16 protein-coding genes are annotated in these 19,045 nt (G+C 69.9%); 8 read left to right on the top strand and 8 right to left on the bottom strand.

What is annotated here, in order from left to right; genetic code table 11:
• Positions 1-107 precede the first annotated feature (107 nt).
• Entirely contained in the window at positions 108-2,072 is a 1,965-nt protein-coding gene (locus tag VO99_RS10630) for a S8 family peptidase (RefSeq protein ID WP_083440505.1), read from the top strand.
• Positions 2,073-2,190: 118 nt separating this feature from the next.
• Complete coding sequence (locus VO99_RS10625) at positions 2,191-3,948, top strand: S8 family peptidase (RefSeq protein ID WP_157039527.1); 1,758 nt, start codon at positions 2,191-2,193, stop codon at positions 3,946-3,948.
• Between the two features lie 19 nt (positions 3,949-3,967).
• On the opposite strand, the gene VO99_RS10620 is transcribed toward VO99_RS10625, so the two are convergent.
• From VO99_RS10620 to VO99_RS10610, 3 genes are read right to left on the bottom strand one after another with little or no spacing between them, the layout of a single operon-like run.
• Positions 3,968-4,642, bottom strand: coding sequence for a hypothetical protein (locus VO99_RS10620; protein ID WP_046112817.1), 675 nt, complete (start codon positions 4,640-4,642; stop codon positions 3,968-3,970).
• Between the two features lie 42 nt (positions 4,643-4,684).
• Positions 4,685-5,593: a biotin--[acetyl-CoA-carboxylase] ligase gene (locus VO99_RS10615; protein ID WP_046112816.1), complete on the bottom strand. Its 909-nt coding sequence runs from the start codon at positions 5,591-5,593 to the stop codon at positions 4,685-4,687.
• A gap of 31 nt (positions 5,594-5,624) precedes the next feature.
• On the bottom strand, positions 5,625-6,146 hold the full coding sequence (locus tag VO99_RS10610) for an SET domain-containing protein (protein WP_083440503.1): 522 nt from the start codon (positions 6,144-6,146) through the stop codon (positions 5,625-5,627).
• A gap of 114 nt (positions 6,147-6,260) precedes the next feature.
• Between VO99_RS10610 and VO99_RS10605 the strand changes: the two genes are divergently transcribed.
• The 6 genes from VO99_RS10605 (at position 6,261) to VO99_RS10580 (ending at position 13,021) form a co-directional block, all read left to right on the top strand.
• The gene (locus VO99_RS10605) at positions 6,261-8,846 is read left to right on the top strand and encodes a DNA topoisomerase III (RefSeq protein WP_046112814.1); all 2,586 of its coding nucleotides are present in this window, start codon (positions 6,261-6,263) and stop codon (positions 8,844-8,846) included.
• 81 nt (positions 8,847-8,927) lie between these two features.
• Positions 8,928-9,611: a CsgG/HfaB family protein gene (locus VO99_RS10600; protein ID WP_046112813.1), complete on the top strand. Its 684-nt coding sequence runs from the start codon at positions 8,928-8,930 to the stop codon at positions 9,609-9,611.
• Positions 9,608-9,964 (top strand): DUF4810 domain-containing protein, encoded by a 357-nt coding sequence (locus VO99_RS10595; RefSeq protein WP_046112812.1) that lies wholly within the window; start codon positions 9,608-9,610, stop codon positions 9,962-9,964. Before VO99_RS10600 ends, VO99_RS10595 begins: the two co-directional genes overlap by 4 nt.
• Before the next feature lie 13 nt (positions 9,965-9,977).
• The gene (locus VO99_RS10590; RefSeq protein ID WP_046112811.1) at positions 9,978-10,655 is read left to right on the top strand and encodes a DUF799 domain-containing protein; all 678 of its coding nucleotides are present in this window, start codon (positions 9,978-9,980) and stop codon (positions 10,653-10,655) included.
• 44 nt (positions 10,656-10,699) lie between these two features.
• Positions 10,700-11,692 carry an AEC family transporter gene (locus VO99_RS10585; protein WP_046112810.1) on the top strand — a complete coding sequence of 331 codons (993 nt, stop codon included), beginning with the start codon at positions 10,700-10,702 and terminating at the stop codon, positions 11,690-11,692.
• Positions 11,693-11,719: 27 nt separating this feature from the next.
• Positions 11,720-13,021, top strand: coding sequence for a glutamate-5-semialdehyde dehydrogenase (locus tag VO99_RS10580; protein WP_046112809.1), 1,302 nt, complete (start codon positions 11,720-11,722; stop codon positions 13,019-13,021).
• A 98-nt stretch (positions 13,022-13,119) separates the two neighbouring features.
• On the opposite strand, the gene VO99_RS10575 is transcribed toward VO99_RS10580, so the two are convergent.
• The 5 genes from VO99_RS10575 to VO99_RS10555 all read right to left on the bottom strand — a co-directional run bounded on the left by VO99_RS10575 (position 13,120) and on the right by VO99_RS10555 (position 18,929).
• The gene (locus tag VO99_RS10575; protein ID WP_046112808.1) at positions 13,120-13,740 is read right to left on the bottom strand and encodes a PEP-CTERM sorting domain-containing protein; all 621 of its coding nucleotides are present in this window, start codon (positions 13,738-13,740) and stop codon (positions 13,120-13,122) included.
• Positions 13,741-13,838: 98 nt separating this feature from the next.
• On the bottom strand, positions 13,839-14,546 hold the full coding sequence (locus tag VO99_RS10570; protein ID WP_157039526.1) for a hypothetical protein: 708 nt from the start codon (positions 14,544-14,546) through the stop codon (positions 13,839-13,841).
• Positions 14,543-15,298 (bottom strand): tyrosine-protein phosphatase, encoded by a 756-nt coding sequence (locus VO99_RS10565; RefSeq protein WP_046112806.1) that lies wholly within the window; start codon positions 15,296-15,298, stop codon positions 14,543-14,545. Before VO99_RS10565 ends, VO99_RS10570 begins: the two co-directional genes overlap by 4 nt.
• A complete protein-coding gene (locus VO99_RS10560) occupies positions 15,295-17,577 on the bottom strand; it encodes a GumC family protein (protein ID WP_198156915.1) in 2,283 nt (760 codons plus the stop codon). Before VO99_RS10560 ends, VO99_RS10565 begins: the two co-directional genes overlap by 4 nt.
• A complete protein-coding gene (locus VO99_RS10555; RefSeq protein WP_052736247.1) occupies positions 17,574-18,929 on the bottom strand; it encodes an O-antigen ligase family protein in 1,356 nt (451 codons plus the stop codon). The genes VO99_RS10560 and VO99_RS10555 overlap by 4 nt, the downstream gene beginning before the upstream one ends.
• Between the last annotated feature and the right edge of the window lie 116 nt (positions 18,930-19,045).

The following is a 19,045-nucleotide window of genomic DNA, read 5'->3' as shown; positions in this document are numbered from 1 at the left end:
CGCCTGGCGTTCTCTCAAAAAAGGCCCGCCTTGGCGGGCCTTTTTCGTGGGCGCTCCGCCATACGTCCGGCAACATCGGGTCACCTCCATTTGCCTACACTCGGCCCATGAAAACGCTCCTGCTGCCCATGGTGTTGGCTTTTGGCGCACTCACCGCCCACGCGGAACGGGCTCCCCGCCTCCCCACGCTGTCCAACGCCGCCATCGCCAGCGAAGCGCGCGTGATCGTCAAATTCAAGGCAGATTCCAGCACGCTGCGGGCGCGGGCGTTGTCGGCGACAGCCGGTCGAGATTCGGTCGCCTTGATGCTGAACGAACGGGCTGGGCTGCTGGGAAGCCGCGCGGGCGTCTCGCTGTCGAGCGGGAGTCCTGCGGGAGAACGGGCGCAGGTGGTGATGGCGAGTGGCATCACCAGCGAGCAGTTGGCTGCACGGCTGTCAGCGGATGCGGAAGTGGAATACGCAGAGCCCGACCGGCGCATGACCCGACTGGCGGTGCCGAACGACCCGTACTTCTCCTCGCGTGACGCCGCGGTCACTCCGGACGTCGGGCAGTGGTTCTTGCGGGCACCTTCCAGCGACTTTGCGTCTTCGATCAACGCGGTTGGTGCCTGGAACCAAAGCAGGGGTGGGGAGGGAAACGAGCGCGTGATCGTGGCTGTCCTCGACACTGGTGTGCGGCGCGACCACCCAGATCTGGCGAGCAAGTTGGTCCGCGGTGCCGACATGGTGGCCGATATCGACATCGCCAACGATGGCGGCGGCCGGGACGACGACCCCAGCGACCCGGGCGACTGGGTCAGTGGCACCGAAGCCAACACAGGGAAGTTCACGGGCTGCTCCGAGGCGCCCAGTTCCTGGCATGGCACGCAGGTAGCTGGGATCGTGGGTGCCGAGACAGACAACGGCATAGGCGTCGCTGGAACGGGTTGGAACGTTCGCGTGCTGCCCGTTCGTGTTTTGGGCAAGTGCTACGGCAACGAGTCGGACATCGCCGCCGGCATTCTCTGGGCTGCGGGTGTGCCGGTCGCCGGAATGGAGGCCAATGCCACTCCTGCAAGGGTCATCAACCTCAGTCTTGGTGGTACGGGCAGTTGTGGCCGGACCTATCAGGAAGCAATCAATACCGCCGTAGCGCGGGGCGTCACAGTGGTAGTGGCAGCAGGCAACAGTGCCGGCCACGCAGTGGGGGCGCCGGGCAACTGCGCCAACGTCATCACGGTCGGCGCATTGCGCCATGTAGGCACCAAGGTGGGTTACTCCGACGTGGGGCCACAGGTGACGTTGAGTGCGCCCGGTGGCAATTGCGTGAACCTGGACAGTGGCCCGTGCCTGTACCCCATCGTGACGACCTTCAACACCGGCGCCACCGTGCCTGGAGCTTCCGGGTACACCGACTATGTGGCGAACTCGAGCGTCGGGACGAGCTTTGCATCACCGCAGGTGGCCGCGGTGGCCGGACTGATGCTAAGCAGTCAGCCCACGCTCACACCGTTGGGCGTCAAGGTGTTCCTCCAGCGAGGCGCTCGCGCGTTTCCGACGACCGCTCCTGCCGAGCCGGGATTGAGCGCCACGGCGCAGTGCCGTGCGCCCAATGGAATCGACCAGCTGGAATGCTTTTGCACAACGTCCACGTGCGGCGCCGGCATGCTCGATGCAGAAGCCGCGGTGCGTCTGGCATCTACCGCCGCAGCGGTGGTGGTGCCTGTGGTCAGCGCACCTCCCACGGCGTCGGCCGGCGAGGCGTTCAGTGCTTCCGTCAACGGCACCGTGGAGCCGTCCGGGCGTGAGATCGCTTCCGTGCGGTGGCAGGTCATCAGCGGCCCCGCTGCGCTCGGCACCACAGCCACCGAGCGGACAGTGACGGTGCTGCCGAGCGGTAGCGGCGATGTCGTCGTGCAAGTCTCCGTGACGGACGTGCTCGGGTTTCAGAGCACTGGCACTGCCACCGTGGCCGTGTCGAGCGCGGGCACGGGCGGCAGCGGTGGCGGTGGCGGAGCGGTCTCCCTCGCTTGGCTGCTCGGCCTGGCGGCTGCTTGCACGGGGCTGCTGCGCCGACGACTCCATCCCTAGTTCGCCCTCCTCAGGACACGCGGAGGGCTGCCGATAATCCGGCATGAGCCGGGTAACAGTGTGCAGTCTGCTGGTCTTGAGCCTGGCATGGGGTGTGGCGCCGCCTGCGGGGGCCGCCGTGGATGGTCTGATCGTGCAGCTTCGCGGTGCGCCTGCGCATTCGGACCGCTCGCGGGCACAGGCACTGGCTGCGCCGGCGTCCGGCCAGCGGCTGGACGGCGAGGCCCGCCGCTGGCAGCAGGTGCTGGCCGCTGCACCGCAGCCCGCCGGCGCGCCGGGCCTGCAGCCCCAGGCCGTGGGCAGCGCGGCCTACCTGCTGCGCACCGGCCAGGCGCTCACCGCCGCCCAGGCCGACGAATGGGCGGCGCGGCTGCGGGCCCAGCCCGATGTGGCCTGGGTGGCCGCCAATGTGCGCGAGCCGCGCCTGCAGGCCACCACACCCGACGATCCGATGTTTGCCAGCGGCGGCCACAACCAGTGGTGGCTGAAGCCCGCCTCGGGCGGCGACCAGATGCCCTTGGCCGCCCGTCTGCGCGGCGTGGCCAGCTTTGCCCAGGCCTGGCAGCGCAGCACCGGCGCCCCGGCACTGGCCGCCGCCCGCGTCGCGGTGCTGGACACCGGCATCACCCCGCACCCGGAGCTGGCCGGCCACCTGCTGCCGGGCCACGACTTCGTCACCGACGTCTCGGCCGCCAATGATGGCGACGGACGCGATGCCGATCCCAGCGACCCTGGCGACTGGATCGACGAAGCCGACCGTGCCCGCAGCGCGTTCCGCGATTGCGAGGTGGCCCGCAGCTCCTGGCACGGCACCATGACGGCCGGCATGCTGGCCGCCGGCACGCACAACGCCACCGGCGTGGCCGCCATCCACTGGGATGGGCGCGTGCTGCCGGTGCGGGTGGCCGGCAAATGTGGCGCGGCGGTGGCCGACATCATCGACGGCATGCGCTGGGCGGCCGGCTTGCCGGTGCCCGGCGTGCCGGCCAATCCCCATCCGGCGCGCATCATCAGCCTGAGCTTCGGCGGCCCGGGCGCCTGCAACCCGGCCTACCAGCAGGCGGTGGACGAGCTGCGGGCTGTCGGCGCGCTGCTGGTGGCTGCCGGCGGCAATGGCCATGGCGCCCTCACGCGGCCGGCCAACTGCCCGGGGGTACTGGGCGTGGTGGCCCTCAACCGCGACGGCTTCAAGACCACCTATTCCAACTTCGGCCCGCAAGCCGCCATCGCCACCGTGGGCGGCGACCCCACCGATGGCGCCTGGGGACCGGTGCTGTCCGACGGTGGGCTGCTGTCCATCTACAACGACGGCGCGGCCGGACCGGGCCAGGGCGGCTACGCCTACCTGTTCGGCAGCAGCTTTGCCGCGCCCGGTGTGGCCGGCACGTTGAGCCTGATGCTCAGCGTGCATCCGTCCATGACGGTGGCCCAGCTGGAGGCGGGCCTGCGTGCCAGCGCCCGGCCCCATGTGCAGTCGGCGCTGATCGGTGCCTGCAGCGATGCCAATCCCGGCCGCTGCGTGTGCAGCACCGCCACCTGCGGCGCCGGCATCCTGGACGCCGACGGCGCGCTCGCCCATGCGCAGGCCCTGGCCGCCGGGCGCGAGCCCCCACGCACCAGCGCGGTGGCGGCCCAGCTGGACAGCGCCGAGCTGCGCCAGGCGGTGGCCCTGGGCGCGGACCGTGCGGCCAACGTGGTGGCGCCGCCCGCGGCCCCGGTCGAGCCGGTGGCCGACGGCGGCGGCAACCAGGACGGAGGAAGCGGCGGCAGCGGCGGCGGTGGCGGCGCAATCAGCGCTGCGCCGTTGGCCGCATTGGCGTGGGCGGTGTCGCTGTTGGCGGCCGCCCGGCGGCGGCGCCGCCGTCACTTGGGGTGAGTCCCGACGCCGCGGCCGATCAGCGCGGCTTGCAGGCTTCGAAGCCGCCGGCCAGCGCGGTGGGCGGCAGGGCCACCAGCTGGGCAGCCACGGCGGCGGTGGCGCGTTCCACCCGCAGCCGGTGCTGCGCACGCGGCGGCGCCAGCACCACCACGCGGGCCGAACGCACCCCGCGCGAAGCGGCGACCGCCAGGGCGGCATCGGCTTCCTCGCGCGTGTGGAAGTGGCCCAGCGACAGGCCGTTGTCCAGCTCGGGCGGCGCCTTCACTTCCTCGAAGCCCACCTTCAGGCGGCGCAGCTCCTCGGTCTTCTTCTGCAGCGCCTCGCGGGTGGGGTAGCGACCCATGTACACCAGGTAGCTGCCCGGCAGGTCGACCGAGATGCGGTGCCAGCTGCCGGTGGGCAGCTCGGCCACGGCCAGCTCGGCAGCGCCCACGTCGGCGTCGGAGAACGGGCCGGCTTCCATGCAGGCGCCCTGGGCGGCCTGCGCGGCGGCCGAGGCGGCCTCCGCCAGCGCGGCACTGGCCGCCTCGGGCGGCAGCAGCTTCACCGAATCGGGCTGCACCTGCCGCGCCACGCGCTCCGGCTCGCGTTCCCGGTGGCTGGGGCCCAGCAGCGGGTCCAGCCAATGTTCGGTCCAGGCGAAGAACAGCGCATTGGCCACCAGCAACAACAGGACGAGGGTTCTGAGCATTCAGGGTCCGGGGATAAAGATGCACGCCCGCGGGCGCGTGGGTCAGCGCAGGCGCACGCTCACGTCGCCGCTGGACACCAGGTGCACCTCGGCCTCGGGGCCGCTGCCCTGGCGCACGCGCAGCGCACCATCGGTGCCCACGCCGTCGGCGATGCCTTCCGGCAGGTGCTGCAGCGTGGTGGTGACGGCCTGGCCGCGCAGCAGGTCGCGCTGCGCAAAACGGTCGGCGAAGGCGGCGAAACCATCGCGCTCGAAGGCCAGCAGCGCTTCGGCCAGCGGCCGGGCCACCTGGTGCAGCGCCATCGGCGCGGTGATGCCGGGCTGGCGCTCCTGCAGGCAGGCGTAGCCGGTGCTCAGCTCGCGGGTGGCCTGCGGCAGCACGTTCAGCCCCACGCCCACGATGGCCATGCGGCGCGTGCCCACCATCACAGTCTCGATCAGCACGCCGCCCAGCTTGCGGCCCCGGCCCGGGCCGTCCATCAGCCACAGGTCGTTCGGCCACTTCAGGCCGATGGCCGGCCCGCTGCCGCCGGCGGCTTCGAGCGCCTCGGCCAGTGCCACGCCCACGGCCAGCGACAGCCCCGACCAGTCGCGCGGCGCCAGGGCCAGCGACAGCGAAAAGGTGAGCGAGGCGCCGGCGCTGCTCTGCCAGTGGCGGCCGTGGCGGCCGCGGCCACGAGTCTGCTGCTCGGCCACCAGCAGGCAGGGATGGGTGTCGCCGGTGCGGCGGCCGTGCGGTGAGCGCTCGTCTTCGTCGTGCAGGTCGAGCACGCCGGGCACCGTCACCGGCTGGTCACGGCGGCCGCTGAACATGCGGGCGCGGTCGATCAGCTGCGAATTGGTGGAATCGGCGCGCGCCACCACTTCCACGGACACGCCGGGCATCAGGGGCTGCAGCTGTTCCCACAGGCGCTCGGCGCCCCAGGAAAGGTGGTTGGGCTCGTCGGGCATCACGGGCTGCGAGGGATGGGGCGGGCGGGGCTCAGCGCTTGGGCGCGAGCATGGTGCCACGGCAGCTCTTGGCGCCGCAGTGGCAGGCGAACTGCTTCTTGACCTTGGCGGTATGCCGGCCATCGAGGACCAGGCCGTAGTCGAAGTACAGCTCCTCGCCGGCTTTCACCCGCCGCAGCGTCCTGATGAAGACGCGCCCGTCCACCTCGTCGGCCTCGCAGTTGGGGTCGCAGGAGTGGTTGATGAAGCGGGAGGAGTTGCCGCCGTGGGCGCCATCGATGACGTGCTGGTCGTCGATGTGGAAATAGAAGGTATGGTCCGGCTGTGACGGGTCGTGCGGATGCCGGCGCAGCGCCTCGGCCCAGGTGATGACCTCGCCGGCGTACTCGAACAGGGTTTCGCCGGCGGCCAGGGGCTGCAGCGCGAACACGCCCTTGCCGTGCACGCCGGAGCGTCGGACCTGGGTCCGGCGGCCGCCGGTCTTGGCCTGCGCGCCAGTGGCGGCAGGGCCTTCGGAGGGTGCGGCTTGCGTGTCGGTTTTCATTCGGTACATTGAAATCACGGATGCGCGCGCGTATGTGTGCGTGCGCGTGAGGAACGGAATTGTAGGCAGACGCGGGCGCCGCTTCGGCGCCTTCGCAGGCCAATTGAAGGCACAACAAGGCTCATGGGCAAGTCACTGATCATTGCGGAAAAGCCGAGCGTGGCGCAGGACATCGTGCGGGCGCTGACCCCGGTGGCCGGCAAGTTCGACAAGCAGGCGGACCACTTCGAGAACGACCAGTACGTGGTCACCTCGGCGGTCGGCCACCTGGTGGAGATCAAGGCGCCGGAGGAATTCGACGTCAAGCGCGGCAAGTGGAGCTTCGCCAACCTGCCGGTGGTGCCGCCGCACTTCGACCTGGCGCCGATCGACAAGGCCAAGTCGCGCCTGAGCGCGGTGGTCAAGCTGGTCAAGCGCAAGGACGTCACCGAGCTCATCAACGCCTGCGACGCGGGCCGCGAGGGCGAACTCATCTTCCGCCTCATCGTGCAGTACGCCGATGGCGGCAAGGGCAAGCTCGACAAGCCGGTGCGCCGGCTGTGGCTGCAGAGCATGACGCCGCAGGCCATCCGCGATGGCTTCGCGCAGCTGCGCAGCGACCAGCAGATGCAGGGCCTGGCCGACGCGGCGCGTAGCCGCTCCGAGGCCGACTGGCTGGTGGGCATCAACGGCACGCGGGCGATGACCGCCTTCAACTCGCGCGACGGCGGCTTCTTCCTGACCACCGTCGGCCGCGTGCAGACGCCCACGCTGTCCATCGTGGTGGAGCGGGAGGAGAAGATCCGCAAGCACGTGGCGCGCGACTATTGGGAGATCAAGGGCCAGTTCGCCGCCAAGGCGGGTGAATACGAAGGCAAGTGGTTCGACCCCGGCTTCAGGAAGAACGACGACCTGGAGCGCCGTGCCGACCGCCTGTGGACCGCCGCCGAGGCCAACGCCATCGCCGAGGCCTGCCGCAACCAGCCGGCCACCGTCACAGAGGAAGCCAAGCCCAGCACCCAGGCCAGCCCGCTGCTGTACGACCTGACCACGCTGCAGCGCGAGGCCAACTCGCGTTTCGGCTTCTCGGCCAAGACCACGCTGAGCCTGGCGCAGGCGCTGTACGAGAAGCACAAGGTGCTGACCTACCCGCGGACCGATTCGCGTGCGCTGCCCGAGGACTACGTGGGCGTGGTCAAGCAGACGATGGAGATGATCGCCAGCGAAGACCTGCCCGGCCCGCTGCGCGAGCTGGCCGGCCATGCCCGCAAGGCGCTGAACGACGGCTACGTGAAGCCCACCAAGCGCGTGTTCGACAACAGCAAGGTGTCGGACCACTTCGCCATCATCCCCACGCTGCAGGCGCCGCGCAGCCTGACCGACATCGAGGCCAAGCTCTACGACATGGTGGTCAAGCGCTTCCTGGCGGTGTTCTATCCGTCGGCGGAGTTCATGGTCACCACCCGCATCTCCACCATCAGCAACCAGGGCAAGGACTACAAGTTCCAGACCAACGGCAAGGTGCTGGTGCGTCCGGGCTGGCTGGCGGTGTACGGGCGCGAGGCGCAAGAGGACGATGCCAACCTGGTGCCGGTGGACAAGGGCGAGGTGGTGCGCACCGAGAGCGTGGACGTCAACCAGCTCAAGACCAAGCCGCCCGCCCGCTATACCGAGGCCACGCTGCTGAGCGCGATGGAAGGCGCGGGCAAGCTGATCGACGACGACGAGTTGCGCGAGGCCATGGCCGAGAAGGGCCTGGGCACGCCGGCCACGCGTGCGCAGACCATCGAAGGCCTGATCCTCGAGAAGTACATGCTGCGCGAGGGCCGCGAGCTGGTGCCCACCGCCAAGGCCTTCCAGCTCATGACGCTGCTGCGCGGCCTGGACATCCCCGACCTCACCAAGCCCGAGCTCACCGGCCAGTGGGAATACCAGCTGGCCGAGATGGAGCATGGCCGGCTGAATCGCGACAAGTTCATGGCCGAGATCGCGAAGATGGCCGAGCGCATCGTCAAGAAGGCCAAGGAGTACGACCGCGACACCATCCCCGGCGACTACGCGACGCTCAGCACGCCCTGCCCCAAGTGCGGCGGCAAGGTGAAGGAGAACTACCGCCGCTTCGCCTGCGTGGGCAACGAGACGCCAGCCAACCCCGGCTGCGGCTTCTCCATCAGCAAGATCCCCGGCGGTCGCGCCTTCGAGATCGCCGAGGCCGACGCGCTGCTGCGCGACAAGAAGATCGGGCCGCTGGAAGGCTTCCGCTCCAAGGCGGGCTGGCCCTTCACTGCCGAGCTGAAGCTGGCCTTCGACGACGAGACCGACAACTGGAAGCTGGAGTTCGACTTCGGCGAGGACGCCAAGAAGGCCGAGGGCGACGGCGAGCCGGTGGACTTCGGCGACCAGGCCAGCCTGGGCAGCTGCCCCAAGTGCAAGGGCAAGGTGTTCGAGCACGGCAGCAACTACGTCTGCGAGCACGCGGTGGGCGCCAACACCACCTGCGACTTCAAGACCGGCAAGATCATCCTGCAGCAGCCGGTGCCGCGCGAGCAGGTGCACAAGCTGCTGACCGAGGGCAAGACCGACCTGCTGGAGAACTTCGTGTCCAACAAGACCCGCCGCAAGTTCAAGGCGCGGCTGGTCTACGACACCAAGGGAGGCAAGGTGAGCTTCGAATTCGAGCCGCGCGCGGCCAAGACGCCGGCCAAGAAGGCGGCCCGAAAGGCGGCATGACGAGGTGAATCTGCACCATCGCCGTAACAGGCGGTGAAGCGAGGTCGAATAGACCCATTCCAATCACCTGAGGGATGGGTCATGAAGAACGTGATCATTGCGGCGGCCTGCGGGGCCGCCGTCTTGTTGATGGCCGGCTGCGCCACCGAGGCTTCGCGCTCGGTGGAAGTGAGCAAGGTCGAGGCGGCGGCCACGCCGTACCGCGGCGCGCGGGTGCCGGTGGTGGTCGGCAAGTTCGACAACCGCTCCAGCTTCATGCGGGGCATCTTCTCCGATGGCGTCGACCGCCTGGGCAGCCAGGCCAAGACCATCGTCATCTCGCACCTGCAGCAGACCCAGCGCTTCAACGTGCTGGACCGCGACAACCTGGCCGAGGCCCAACAGGAAGCCAAGTTCAAGGCCCAGGCTCAGGCCGTCAAGGGCGCGGACTTCATCGTCACCGGCGACGTGTCCGAGTTCGGCCGCAAGGAGGTGGGCGACCAGCAGCTGTTCGGCATCCTGGGCCGCGGCAAGTCGCAGATCGCCTATGCCAAGGTCACGCTGAACATCGTCAACGGTGCCACGTCGGAAGTGGTGTATTCGGTGCAGGGCGCGGGCGAGTACAGCCTGAGCAATCGCGAGGTGATCGGCTTCGGTGGCACGGCCAGCTACGACGCCACGCTCAATGGCAAGGTGCTGGACCTGGCGGTGCGCGAGGCGGTGAACAAGCTGGTGTCGGGCTACGACGCCTCGCAGTGGGGCGTGGTCGCGAAGGTGGCGCCATGAGGCGCGTCGCTTGGACGGGCCTGGCCGCTGCTGCGCTGCTGGTGGGCTGCGCGCAAGCGCCCAAGCCGCTGTACCACTGGGGCGGCTACCAGGACACCGTGTACGAGCACCTCAAGGGCGATGGCAAGTCGCCTGAGCAGCAGCTGCAGGCGCTGGCCGAGGCGCAGCAGAAGGCGGCCGCCACCGGCGCCGCGCTTCCGCCGGGCTTCCGGGCCCATGTCGGGCTGCTGCAGTTGCGGCTGGGCCGCGATGCCGAAGCCCGCAGCCAGTTCGAGGCCGAGAAGGCGCAGTTCCCTGAATCCGCGCCTTACATCGATTCCCTGCTCAAGCGCATGGACGCGCGCAAGAGCTGACGCCGGAGCCCGCATGAACCCGATCCATCTCTCCTGGCGCCGCGCCGGGGTTGCTTCCGCGCTGGCCGCGGCCGTGCTGCTCGGCGGCTGCGCCACGCAGCGCCAGCCCTACGACTACACCGCCTTCCGGCAGGCCAAGCCGGCCTCATTGCTGGTGCTGCCGCCGGTCAACGAGTCGCCCGAGGTCAAGGGCGGTATCGGCGTGCTGTCGCAGGTGACGCTGCCGCTGGCCGAGGCCGGCTACTACGTGCTGCCGGTGTCGCTGGTGGAAGAAACCTTCCGCGAGAACGGCCTGCACACCACCGACGACATCCATGCGCTGGACCGCGCCAAGCTGCGGGAGGTGTTCGGTGCCGATGCGGCGGTGTACCTCACCGTCAAGCAGTACGGCACCAGCTATGCGGTGATCAGCAGCAACACCGTGGTGGCGGTGGAAGGCCGCATCGTCGACCTGCGCAGCGGCGAGCTGCTGTGGCAGGGCAAGGCGATGGCTTCGTCGGCCGAGCAGCAGCAGAGCAACCAGGCCGGCCTGGTGGGCCTGCTGGTGCAGGCGGTGGTTTCGCAGATCATCGCCACGAGCACCGACGCGGGCTACCGCTATGCCGGCCTGGCTTCGCAGCGGCTGCTGTCGGGCGGCATGGTCAACGGCGTGCTGTACGGGCCGCGCTCGCCGAAGTACGGTCAACCGTGAGCCTGAAGGCAGGGTGAACCCGGGGCCGCGATACTCGCGGCTGCATGACCCTCGCAGTTTTCTACAAGCTCCTCGCCATCTTCCTCACCGCCGGCCTCGGCTGGATCGTCGGGCGCATGCGCTGGCTGGGCGACGAGCGCAAGGGCGCCGACCCGGCGCGCACGCTGTCCAACGCGGCGTTCTACATCTTCGTGCCGGCGTTGCTGTTCCGCACCACCTCGCGGCTCGATTTCGCGCACATGCCCTGGGGCCTGATCGTGGCCTTCTTCGTGCCGGTGGTGGGGCTGGCGGTCATCGTCTATGCCATCGGCCGGCACCACAACCGCGGCGGCGGGCTGGGCGTCGCCGGGCCGTCGGTGCGAGCGGTGTCGGCCAGCTTCGGCAACACGCTGCAGATCGGCGTGCCGATGGCCGCGGCGCTGTTCGGCGAGGCTGGCCTCGGGCTGCATATCACCATCGTCAGCCTGCATTCGCTCACGCTGCTGACGGTGCTCACCACGCTGGCCGAGCTGGACCTGGCGCGCGCTCGGGCTCGGCATGAGGAGGCGGGTGGCGGCACGCTGCTGGCCACGCTCAAGCTCACGGTACGCAACACCATCATCCACCCGGTGGTGCTGCCGGTGCTGGCTGGCATGGCCTGGAACCTCACTGGCTGGGGCCTGCCGCCGGTGGTGGACGAGGTGCTGCAGCAGCTGGGCTCGGCCGTGGTGCCGCTGTGCCTGACGCTGATCGGCATGTCGCTGGCGTATTACGGCCTGCGTGGCAGCCTGCGCGGCGCCATCGCGCTCAGCGCCACCAAGCTGCTGGTGCTGCCGGCGGTGGTGCTGGTGGTGGCGCACTGGGGCTTCGGCCTGCAGGGGCTGCCGCTGCAGGTGGCGGTGATGATGGCCGCGCTGCCCGCGGGCAGCAACACGCTGATGTTCTCGCAGCGCTACGAGACGCTGGAGGGCGAGACCACCTCCACCATCGTGCTGTCGACGCTGGCCTTCGCGGCCACGGCGCCGTTGTGGCTGGCGGTGCTGGCCTGGCTGGACTGATCCGGCTCGCGCGACAATCGCCGCATCATGCCGACCGACACCGCCGCCACTTCCATCCAAGACATTCCGGCCTACATGGCCCGCGTGGGCGCTGCCGCGCGCGGTGCCGCCACGGTGATGGCCGCCTCTTCCACCCAGGCCCGCAACGTGGCGCTCACCACGTTGGCGCAACTGCTGCGTGACAGCGTGGCCGCGCTGGACGTGGACAACGCGCGTGACCTGGAAGCGGCCCGCGCCAACGGCCTGGCCGGCCCGATGCTGGACCGGCTGAAGCTCGGCGCGAAGGTGATCGACACCGTGGCCGAAGGCTGCGAGCAGCTGGCCGCGATGCCCGACCCCATCGGCGAGGTCACCGGCGTGAAGCGCCGGCCCAGCGGCATCGCCGTGGGCCAGATGCGGGTGCCGCTGGGCGTGTTCGGCATGATCTACGAGAGCCGCCCGAACGTGACCATCGAGGCGGCGTCGCTGGCCATCAAGAGCGGCAACGCCGCCATCCTGCGCGGCGGCTCCGAGGCCATCCATTCCAACCTGGCGCTGTGGCGGCTGGTGCAGCAGGCGCTGCAGTCGGCCGGCCTGCCGCCCGAGGCGGTGCAGCTGGTGGAAACCACCGACCGCGCCGCGGTGGGCCGGCTGATCGCGATGCCGGAGTTCGTGGACGTGATCATTCCGCGCGGCGGCAAGTCGCTGATCGAGCGCATCAGCGCCGAGGCCAAGGTGCCGGTGATCAAGCACCTGGACGGCAACTGCCATGTGTACGTCGATGCCGATGTGGACCTGGACCTGGCGGTGAAGGTGACCGACAACGCCAAGACGCAGAAGTACAGCCCCTGCAATGCAGCGGAGTCGCTGCTGGTGCATGCGCAGCAGGCCGCGCCGTTCCTGGCGCGCATCGGCGCCATCTTCGCGGCCAAGGGCGTGGAATGCCGCGCCGACGACCGCGCCGCCGCCATCCTGCGCGACGTGCCGGGCCTGCCGGTGAAGCCCGCCACCGAGGCCGACTGGGCGGAGGAGTACCTGGCGCCGGTGATCAGCGTGAAGATCGTTGATTCGGTCAACGAAGCCATCGCCCACATCAACCGCTACGGATCGCACCACACCGACGCCATCCTGACGACGAACCACCCGAACGCCATGCGCTTCCTGCGTGAGGTGGATTCGGCCAGCGTGATGGTCAACGCCAGCACCCGCTTCGCCGACGGCTTCGAGTACGGCCTGGGCGCCGAGATCGGCATCTCCACCGACAAGTTCCACGCCCGCGGCCCGGTGGGCCTGGAGGGGCTGACGTCGATGAAGTGGGTGGTGCTGGGGAACGGCGAAGTGCGGGGCTGAACGCAGCATTGGCATGAAAAAAACCGCCGGCAGCGCAGGCTGCGGCGGTTGATTCGACCCTCGGCGCCAGCCGTGCGTGGCGCGGCGATGTAGCCGGGTCAGTGCTGGCGCTGGCGAGCGGAATAGATCCCCATGGCAGCCAGGCCGAGGAACATCATCGCGTAGGTGCTGGGTTCGGGCACCGGCTGGAACATCACGTCATCCATCGCGAAATAGCCGTGATAGCCCTCGATCACGAAGCTGTCCACCGCGCCGGTATAGCCCGTGGACAGGAAGGCGGGGGCGTCGCCGTAGTTCATCACCAGGTAGTCCGAGGCATGCACCTCGGCGCCCTGGTACGACAGCTTGAAGCGCACGCTGATCTGGTCGTCGAACGACTGGAACCAGGCGCCCTGCAGCACCACCGGCGTGCTCAGCGTGACGGGCAGCGAGTCGCCATAGACGCTGATGGGATTCCCGGCATCGTTGAAGGCCGATTCGGTGCTTACGCTGGTGAGCGGGGAGCGGTAGAAGCTCAGTCCGGCGTCGGGCACGTCCGAGTGGAACCACGAGCCGCCGGGTCCCTGTGCGGCGACGCCAAAGGTGAAGCCTTGGTAGGGCGCCTGGAAGAAGTTCCTGCCCGTGAGGTCGTCGAACCCAAGCACATCGGCGGTGGCGGCCAGTGGCATCAGGCAGGTCAGGGCAACGGCTGCAGCCGTCTTGTTCAGTGCACGAAGCATTCTCTCTCCTTGGATTTGCGAGCCAACGCGCCGTGTAAACGGCACGATCTGATTTTCTTTGCGCGGTTGTGTGATGTCGTCACTATATTTGCCACATATCAGGTGGTTGTTCGTGACATCTCGCCTGTGCTTGTGCCCTGCGGCTCATCCGACTCGAACCGCAGCCCATGCAGCGCCGCCAGCTTGTTGATGGCAGCCTGCTGCGGCGCGGCGCTGGCGGCGAACAACGCGGTTGCCCAGGACTGCATGCCCGGCGTGGCATCCGCCCAGCCCCGCAGGGCCACATCCAGCAGCATGGGCTGCACATGGCCTTCGTTCGGGCCCAGTGCCAACGATCTCGCCCATGCGGCGTGGGCGGCCGCCAGGTCGCCAGTGGCTTGCAGCGCGGCGGCCAGGCCGGCCCAGGTCTGCGGGTCGGACGGGCGGCGAGCGAGCGCGGCCTGGTAGTGCGCCACGGCAGCGGCCTGGCCCGCATCGCGCGCGACGTCGTCCTGCGCCGCATCCGCCACGCGGGCCGCCACCATGCGCAGGTCGCCCAGCAATTCATGCAGCTCGGCATTGGCGGGCGTGATGTCGACTGCGCGGCGCAGCGCGGCTTCGGCTTGGGCGATCTCCCCGGCCGAAGGCAGCGAGCTTGCACGGGAGGCCCAGTGGGTGACCAGCCGGCGCGCGCCCTGCGATGCCATGTCGGCGCGCAGCAGCGCCTGGCTGAGTCCCAGCACCAGCAGGGCGATGGCGAGCACCGCCACCAGCACCGGCAACCGGTGCCAGGCGATGCGGCTACCAGACGGCGGCCTGGCACTCATGCAGCTGCCCGCTGCGCCACCGGCGCCGGCGGCGACAGGCCGCACAAGGCCGCGGGGCCGGTGACGGTGAGCCGGTGCGCCACCTCCGGGCCGTAGTGCTGCTGCAGCCAGGCGGCCGCCTCGCGCATGCGCGGGCGGCGGCCGGCCAGATTGTGGGCATCGCTGGCAATGGCGTGCACCCAGCCGGCTTCCAGCATGGTTTCCGCGGCCTGTTGGGCGCGGCTGCCGAAGCCGCCCACCAGCGATCCGGCGGTGAGCTGCACCGCGCAGCCCTGTGCCACGAAGGGCGCCAGCCGCTGCGGCTGGTCCATCAGCGCCCGGTTGCGCTCCGGGTGCGCCAGCACCGGCCGCACGCCGCGCTGCAGCAGCAGTTCGACGAATCGTTGGGAACCCAGGGGCACCTGGCCGTCGGGCATCTCCAGCAGCAGCGTGCGCTGGCCGGTGGTGCTGCGGCCGAGGAACGGCAACTCGTCACGGTCCAGCAGATCCAGCACCTCGGGCGTCAGGCGCACTTCTCCGGCCCAGCCCAGCTGCAGCGGCAGGCCTGCCGATGACACCGCCGCCTGGAAGGCGGCGAAGGCTTCCTCGATGCTGGAGGCACGGTTCTCGAAGCGGCCCGGGAATACATGCGGCGTGGCGACCGCATGGGTGATGCCGTCGTCCACGCAGGCCTGCCCCAGCGCCAGTGCAGCCTGCAGCGTGGGCGGCCCGTCGTCGATGCCGGGCAGCAGGTGGCAGTGCAGGTCGATCATGCGGGCTTGCTGGTCGGGGCATCGGCCGGCGCCGGGTCGTGGCCCAGTTGGCCGCCGTAGCCATAGCCGCCATAGCTGTAGCTGGAGGCGGTGTATTCGCCGTAGTAGGCACGCGCCCGCTCGAAGTCGAGCTGGTTGACGATGACGCCCAGCAGGCTGGCGCCGGCGCGCTGCAGCCGCGCCAGGCTCTTGCGCACCAACGGCGCCGGCGTGGACATGGCCTTGATGACGAACACGGTGCTGGTGGACAGCGGCGCCAGCACCAGCGCTTCGCTCACCAGTTCCACCGGCGGGGAGTCGAGGATCACCACGTCGAACTGCCGCGACAGCTCGGCCAGCGCGTCCTTGAACCGCTGGGACAGCAGCAGTTCCAGCGGGTTGGGCGGCAGGTCGCCCACGGTCATCACCAGCAGGTCCGAGCCGGGCACGGGCGTCACGCAGGCGTCGGCGGGGTCGGTGCCGGCGACCAGGTTGGTCAGGCCCTTGGTGCCCGGGGCCAGGCCCAGGCTGCAGGCCACCTGCGGCCGGCGCATGTCGCAATCGATCAGCAGCGTGCGCTTGGTCTGTGCATGTGCCAGCGCCAGGTTGATCGCCACCGTGGTCTTGCCCTCGCCCGGCAGGGTGGAAGTGACCAGCAGCACCTTGTGCGCCACGTCCAGCTTGGACAGCAGAACGCCGGTGCGAGCAGTGCGGATGGCCTCGGCATAGTGCGAGTGCGCGTCGTCCAGGAACAGCCGCGACATCGCATCGCGCGCCAGCGCCGGCATCTCGGGCAGGGCGGTGAGCACCGGCTGCTTCAGCCGGCTTTCGATGTCCTCGGTGCCCTTGAAGGTGTTGTCCAGCCGGTCCATCAGGATGGAAGCCAGCGCGCCGGCCATGAGCGCCAGCAGCGTGGCCAGGGCCACGATCTGCGACTTGGCCGGCTTGTACGGCAGCGTGGGCGGCACCGCGCCATCGACCACGCGGGCGATGGAGGCCTGCACGTCGCCCGCCAGGTCGGTTTCCTTGGCGCGGCTCATGAACATGTCGTACAGCTGGCGGTTGGTCTGAACCTCCCGCTCCAGCACGGCCAGCTGGAACTCCTCCCGGTTGACGCTTTGCACCTCCTCGCGGGCGGTGTCCAGGGATCGCTGCAGCGCCTTCTCGGTGTCGCGCGCAGCCTCGTATTCCCGGGTCAGGCTGGCCACGGCGGCCTCCCGCTGACGCTGCACGTTGGCGCGCAGGGAGGCCAGTTCGGATTCCAGCTGCTGGATGCGCGGGTGGCTGGCGCCCAGCGTCTGGCGCGCCTCGGCGAGCCGGCGTTCGCCTTCGTTGAAGCCGCGTAGCGCCTCGATCACGCTCCAGTCGCGGGTGACGACAGGCACTTGCGCATAGTCGCCGCCGCGCACTGCCTTGGCCTGCTGGTAGCTGCCCTCCAGCTCCAGCCGACGGGCCTGGGCGCGCAGCAGGTTGTCGGCCGCGCCGCCCACCTGCTGGCCCGCCACTGTTTGGGGTGAGCCGGCCAGGTTGACGATGCCTTTGCGCTCCCGGTAGGCCTGCAGCGCCTGCTCCGACTCGGCCAGCGTGTCGCGCAGCGAGGAGAGCCGGTCCTGCAGGAAGCTGCTCACCTCCTGCGAGATGCGGAAGCGTGCGTCCCGGTCGGCGCGGATGTATTCCTGCGCCACGGTATTGGCGATGCGCGCGGCCAGCGCCGCGTCCTCGCTGGAGAAGCTGACCCGCACCAGCTGGCTGAGCCGCACCGGCTCGATGCTCAGTGCCTCCATCACCGGTCCCACCACGGCTTCGGCCAGCTCGGCCTCCATCCATTCGAGCTTGGCGCTGCCGATTCCCAGCGCCTGCGCGAGGGTGGCGCGCAGCGAAGGGTCCTGCCGCCGTGGGTCGAAGAGCGGATGCTCCCAGAGCCTGAGCGCGCGCACCGCACGCAGTGCAACCTCGCGCGACTTCAGTACCTCCACCTGCGTCTGGTAGTGCTCGCGCTGCTGGTTGCTGCTGTAGATGTCCTCGATGGACAGGATCTTGCCCTTGCCCGCCTCGATGAGCACCGTGGCGGTTGCGCGGTACACCGGCGTGATGGACAGCGCCACCACCGCTGCCAGCAGGGCGGCCACCGCGGCCAGTCCCAGGATGAGCCAGCGGCGCTTGACCACGCTGCGCCAGTACTCCAGCAGCTCGAGCTTCTGTTCGGGCGACACGCTGACCAGCGGTGGCATGGGCGGCACCACCAGCGCCGGCGGAGTGGCCGGCGCGGCGGAAATCACGGGCAGGGAAGGAGGCGTCATGAGGCGAAGGAAGTCGGCCGGGCGGCCTGCATGCGGCGCTGTGCGGCCGTGGCCCAGGGCAGGGCGCATAGCAGCACCAGCGTCAATGCGTTGGCAGGAATTTGCAGGTTGAAATCGACCATGCTGTGCAGCGCCATGCAGCACAGGGCGGTGAGGGTGGCCACGCCCACGCCCTTGTCCAGCGGGGGATGCCGGTCGTCGATCAGCCGTGCCGCGCGCCAGGCGCTGGCCGAGGCCATGCCCAGCAACAGTGCCAGCCCCACCAGGCCGGTATCGACGGCGATCTCGACGTAATCGTTGTGGGCATGGTCCCAGTGGTGCGGGAAACCCGCCGGCTTGATGGGCGGCAGTGCCAGCACGTAGGTGCCGCCGCCGTGGCCGAACCAGGGCTGCTGCACCACCAGCGGCACCGACAGCCGCGGGATGCGCAGGCGATCCTGGATGGACTCTTCCGCCTTGGCCGGTGCCACGAGGCCGCCGGTGGCCGGCATTGCCGGCATGGCGGCGGCCTGCTGCGCTGGCTGTGCATCGAGCGAGGTGGACTCCGCGGTGTCCTGGAGTCGCTCGATCACGCGGCCCAGTCCCACCCACTGGCCCACGATCACCACGTCCACCAGCGCCATGCTCAGCACCAGCCACAGCGCCGGCCGCCGCCACTGCGCCGACAGCGCCGCCACCAGGCCGCCCATCAGCAGCAGCGACAGGAAGAAGGCCCCGTTGCCCATGCGGGAGTGCGTCATCACCAGCGCCACCACCATCACGACCAGCATGAGGCGCAGCCGCATCTTGGCGGACATGAGGAAGCGCAGGGCCGTGGCCGCCCGCTGCTGCCACGCCGGAGCCGCGGCAACATGGCCGGCCGCGAACTGCGCGAGCAGCAGCCCCAGCCCGGCCGACAGCGTCAGCTCCATGTAGCCGGCCAGGTGATCGGGATTCGGAAACGTTCCCATCGCGCGGTGGCCCTGCACGAACTCGGTGAACAGGTACTGGTAGCGGGCGCGCGAGGAGTGCAGCACCACCGCCAGCACGGCCTGCAGCACGCCGCCGGCCACGACGGCACCCAGCAGGCCGGCCACCCGCTGCGGCGTGTTGACGCACAGCATCACCAGCGCGAAGGCGGCCAGGTAGGCCAGCGCACGCAGGAGGTAGCCGGCGGTGAGGTGAACGTCTGGCGTGTGCAGCACGCCGGGCAGGACGCTTGCCCATTGCGCCAACACCAGCAGGCAGAACGCGGACAGGGCTGCCAGCGGCCAGCGTGCGCACTGCAGCGCGCTCCAGGCCGGCCTACCACGCAGCCAGGGACGTGCAGCCAGGCAACGCAGTGCCAGCGTGGCCCACAGGGCGGTGGCCAACAGCCCGACCGCCCAATCCCGGTTGCTGCCCAGTGGCAAAGGAGCCCAGACGGTGAGGGCCAGCAGCGTGGCGAAGGACCCGCGGTCCCATATCGGGGCGCGCCGGGGCCCGTGCG

The sequence above is a fragment of the Aquincola tertiaricarbonis genome (assembly GCF_000969605.1).
GTDB classification, from domain to species: Bacteria; Pseudomonadota; Gammaproteobacteria; order Burkholderiales; family Burkholderiaceae_C; genus Aquincola; species Aquincola tertiaricarbonis.
This window is presented reverse-complemented; position numbering and strand designations above follow the sequence as displayed.

Bases quoted from the DNA above. Each gene is read 5' to 3' on its own strand.
- VO99_RS10620 (WP_046112817.1), bottom strand. From the start codon at position 4,642: ATGCTCAGAACCCTCGTCCTGTTGTTGCTGGTGGCCAATGCGCTGTTC.
- VO99_RS10600 (WP_046112813.1), top strand. From the start codon at position 8,928: ATGAAGAACGTGATCATTGCGGCGGCCTGCGGGGCCGCCGTCTTGTTG.
- VO99_RS10610 (WP_083440503.1), bottom strand. From the start codon at position 6,146: ATGTACCGAATGAAAACCGACACGCAAGCCGCACCCTCCGAAGGCCCT.
- VO99_RS10575 (WP_046112808.1), bottom strand. From the start codon at position 13,740: ATGCTTCGTGCACTGAACAAGACGGCTGCAGCCGTTGCCCTGACCTGC.
- VO99_RS10565 (WP_046112806.1), bottom strand. From the start codon at position 15,298: ATGATCGACCTGCACTGCCACCTGCTGCCCGGCATCGACGACGGGCCG.
- VO99_RS10605 (WP_046112814.1), top strand. From the start codon at position 6,261: ATGGGCAAGTCACTGATCATTGCGGAAAAGCCGAGCGTGGCGCAGGAC.
- VO99_RS10590 (WP_046112811.1), top strand. From the start codon at position 9,978: ATGAACCCGATCCATCTCTCCTGGCGCCGCGCCGGGGTTGCTTCCGCG.
- VO99_RS10585 (WP_046112810.1), top strand. From the start codon at position 10,700: ATGACCCTCGCAGTTTTCTACAAGCTCCTCGCCATCTTCCTCACCGCC.
- VO99_RS10570 (WP_157039526.1), bottom strand. From the start codon at position 14,546: ATGAGTGCCAGGCCGCCGTCTGGTAGCCGCATCGCCTGGCACCGGTTG.
- VO99_RS10615 (WP_046112816.1), bottom strand. From the start codon at position 5,593: ATGCCCGACGAGCCCAACCACCTTTCCTGGGGCGCCGAGCGCCTGTGG.
- VO99_RS10560 (WP_198156915.1), bottom strand. From the start codon at position 17,577: ATGACGCCTCCTTCCCTGCCCGTGATTTCCGCCGCGCCGGCCACTCCG.
- VO99_RS10595 (WP_046112812.1), top strand. From the start codon at position 9,608: ATGAGGCGCGTCGCTTGGACGGGCCTGGCCGCTGCTGCGCTGCTGGTG.
- VO99_RS10630 (WP_083440505.1), top strand. From the start codon at position 108: ATGAAAACGCTCCTGCTGCCCATGGTGTTGGCTTTTGGCGCACTCACC.
- VO99_RS10580 (WP_046112809.1), top strand. From the start codon at position 11,720: ATGCCGACCGACACCGCCGCCACTTCCATCCAAGACATTCCGGCCTAC.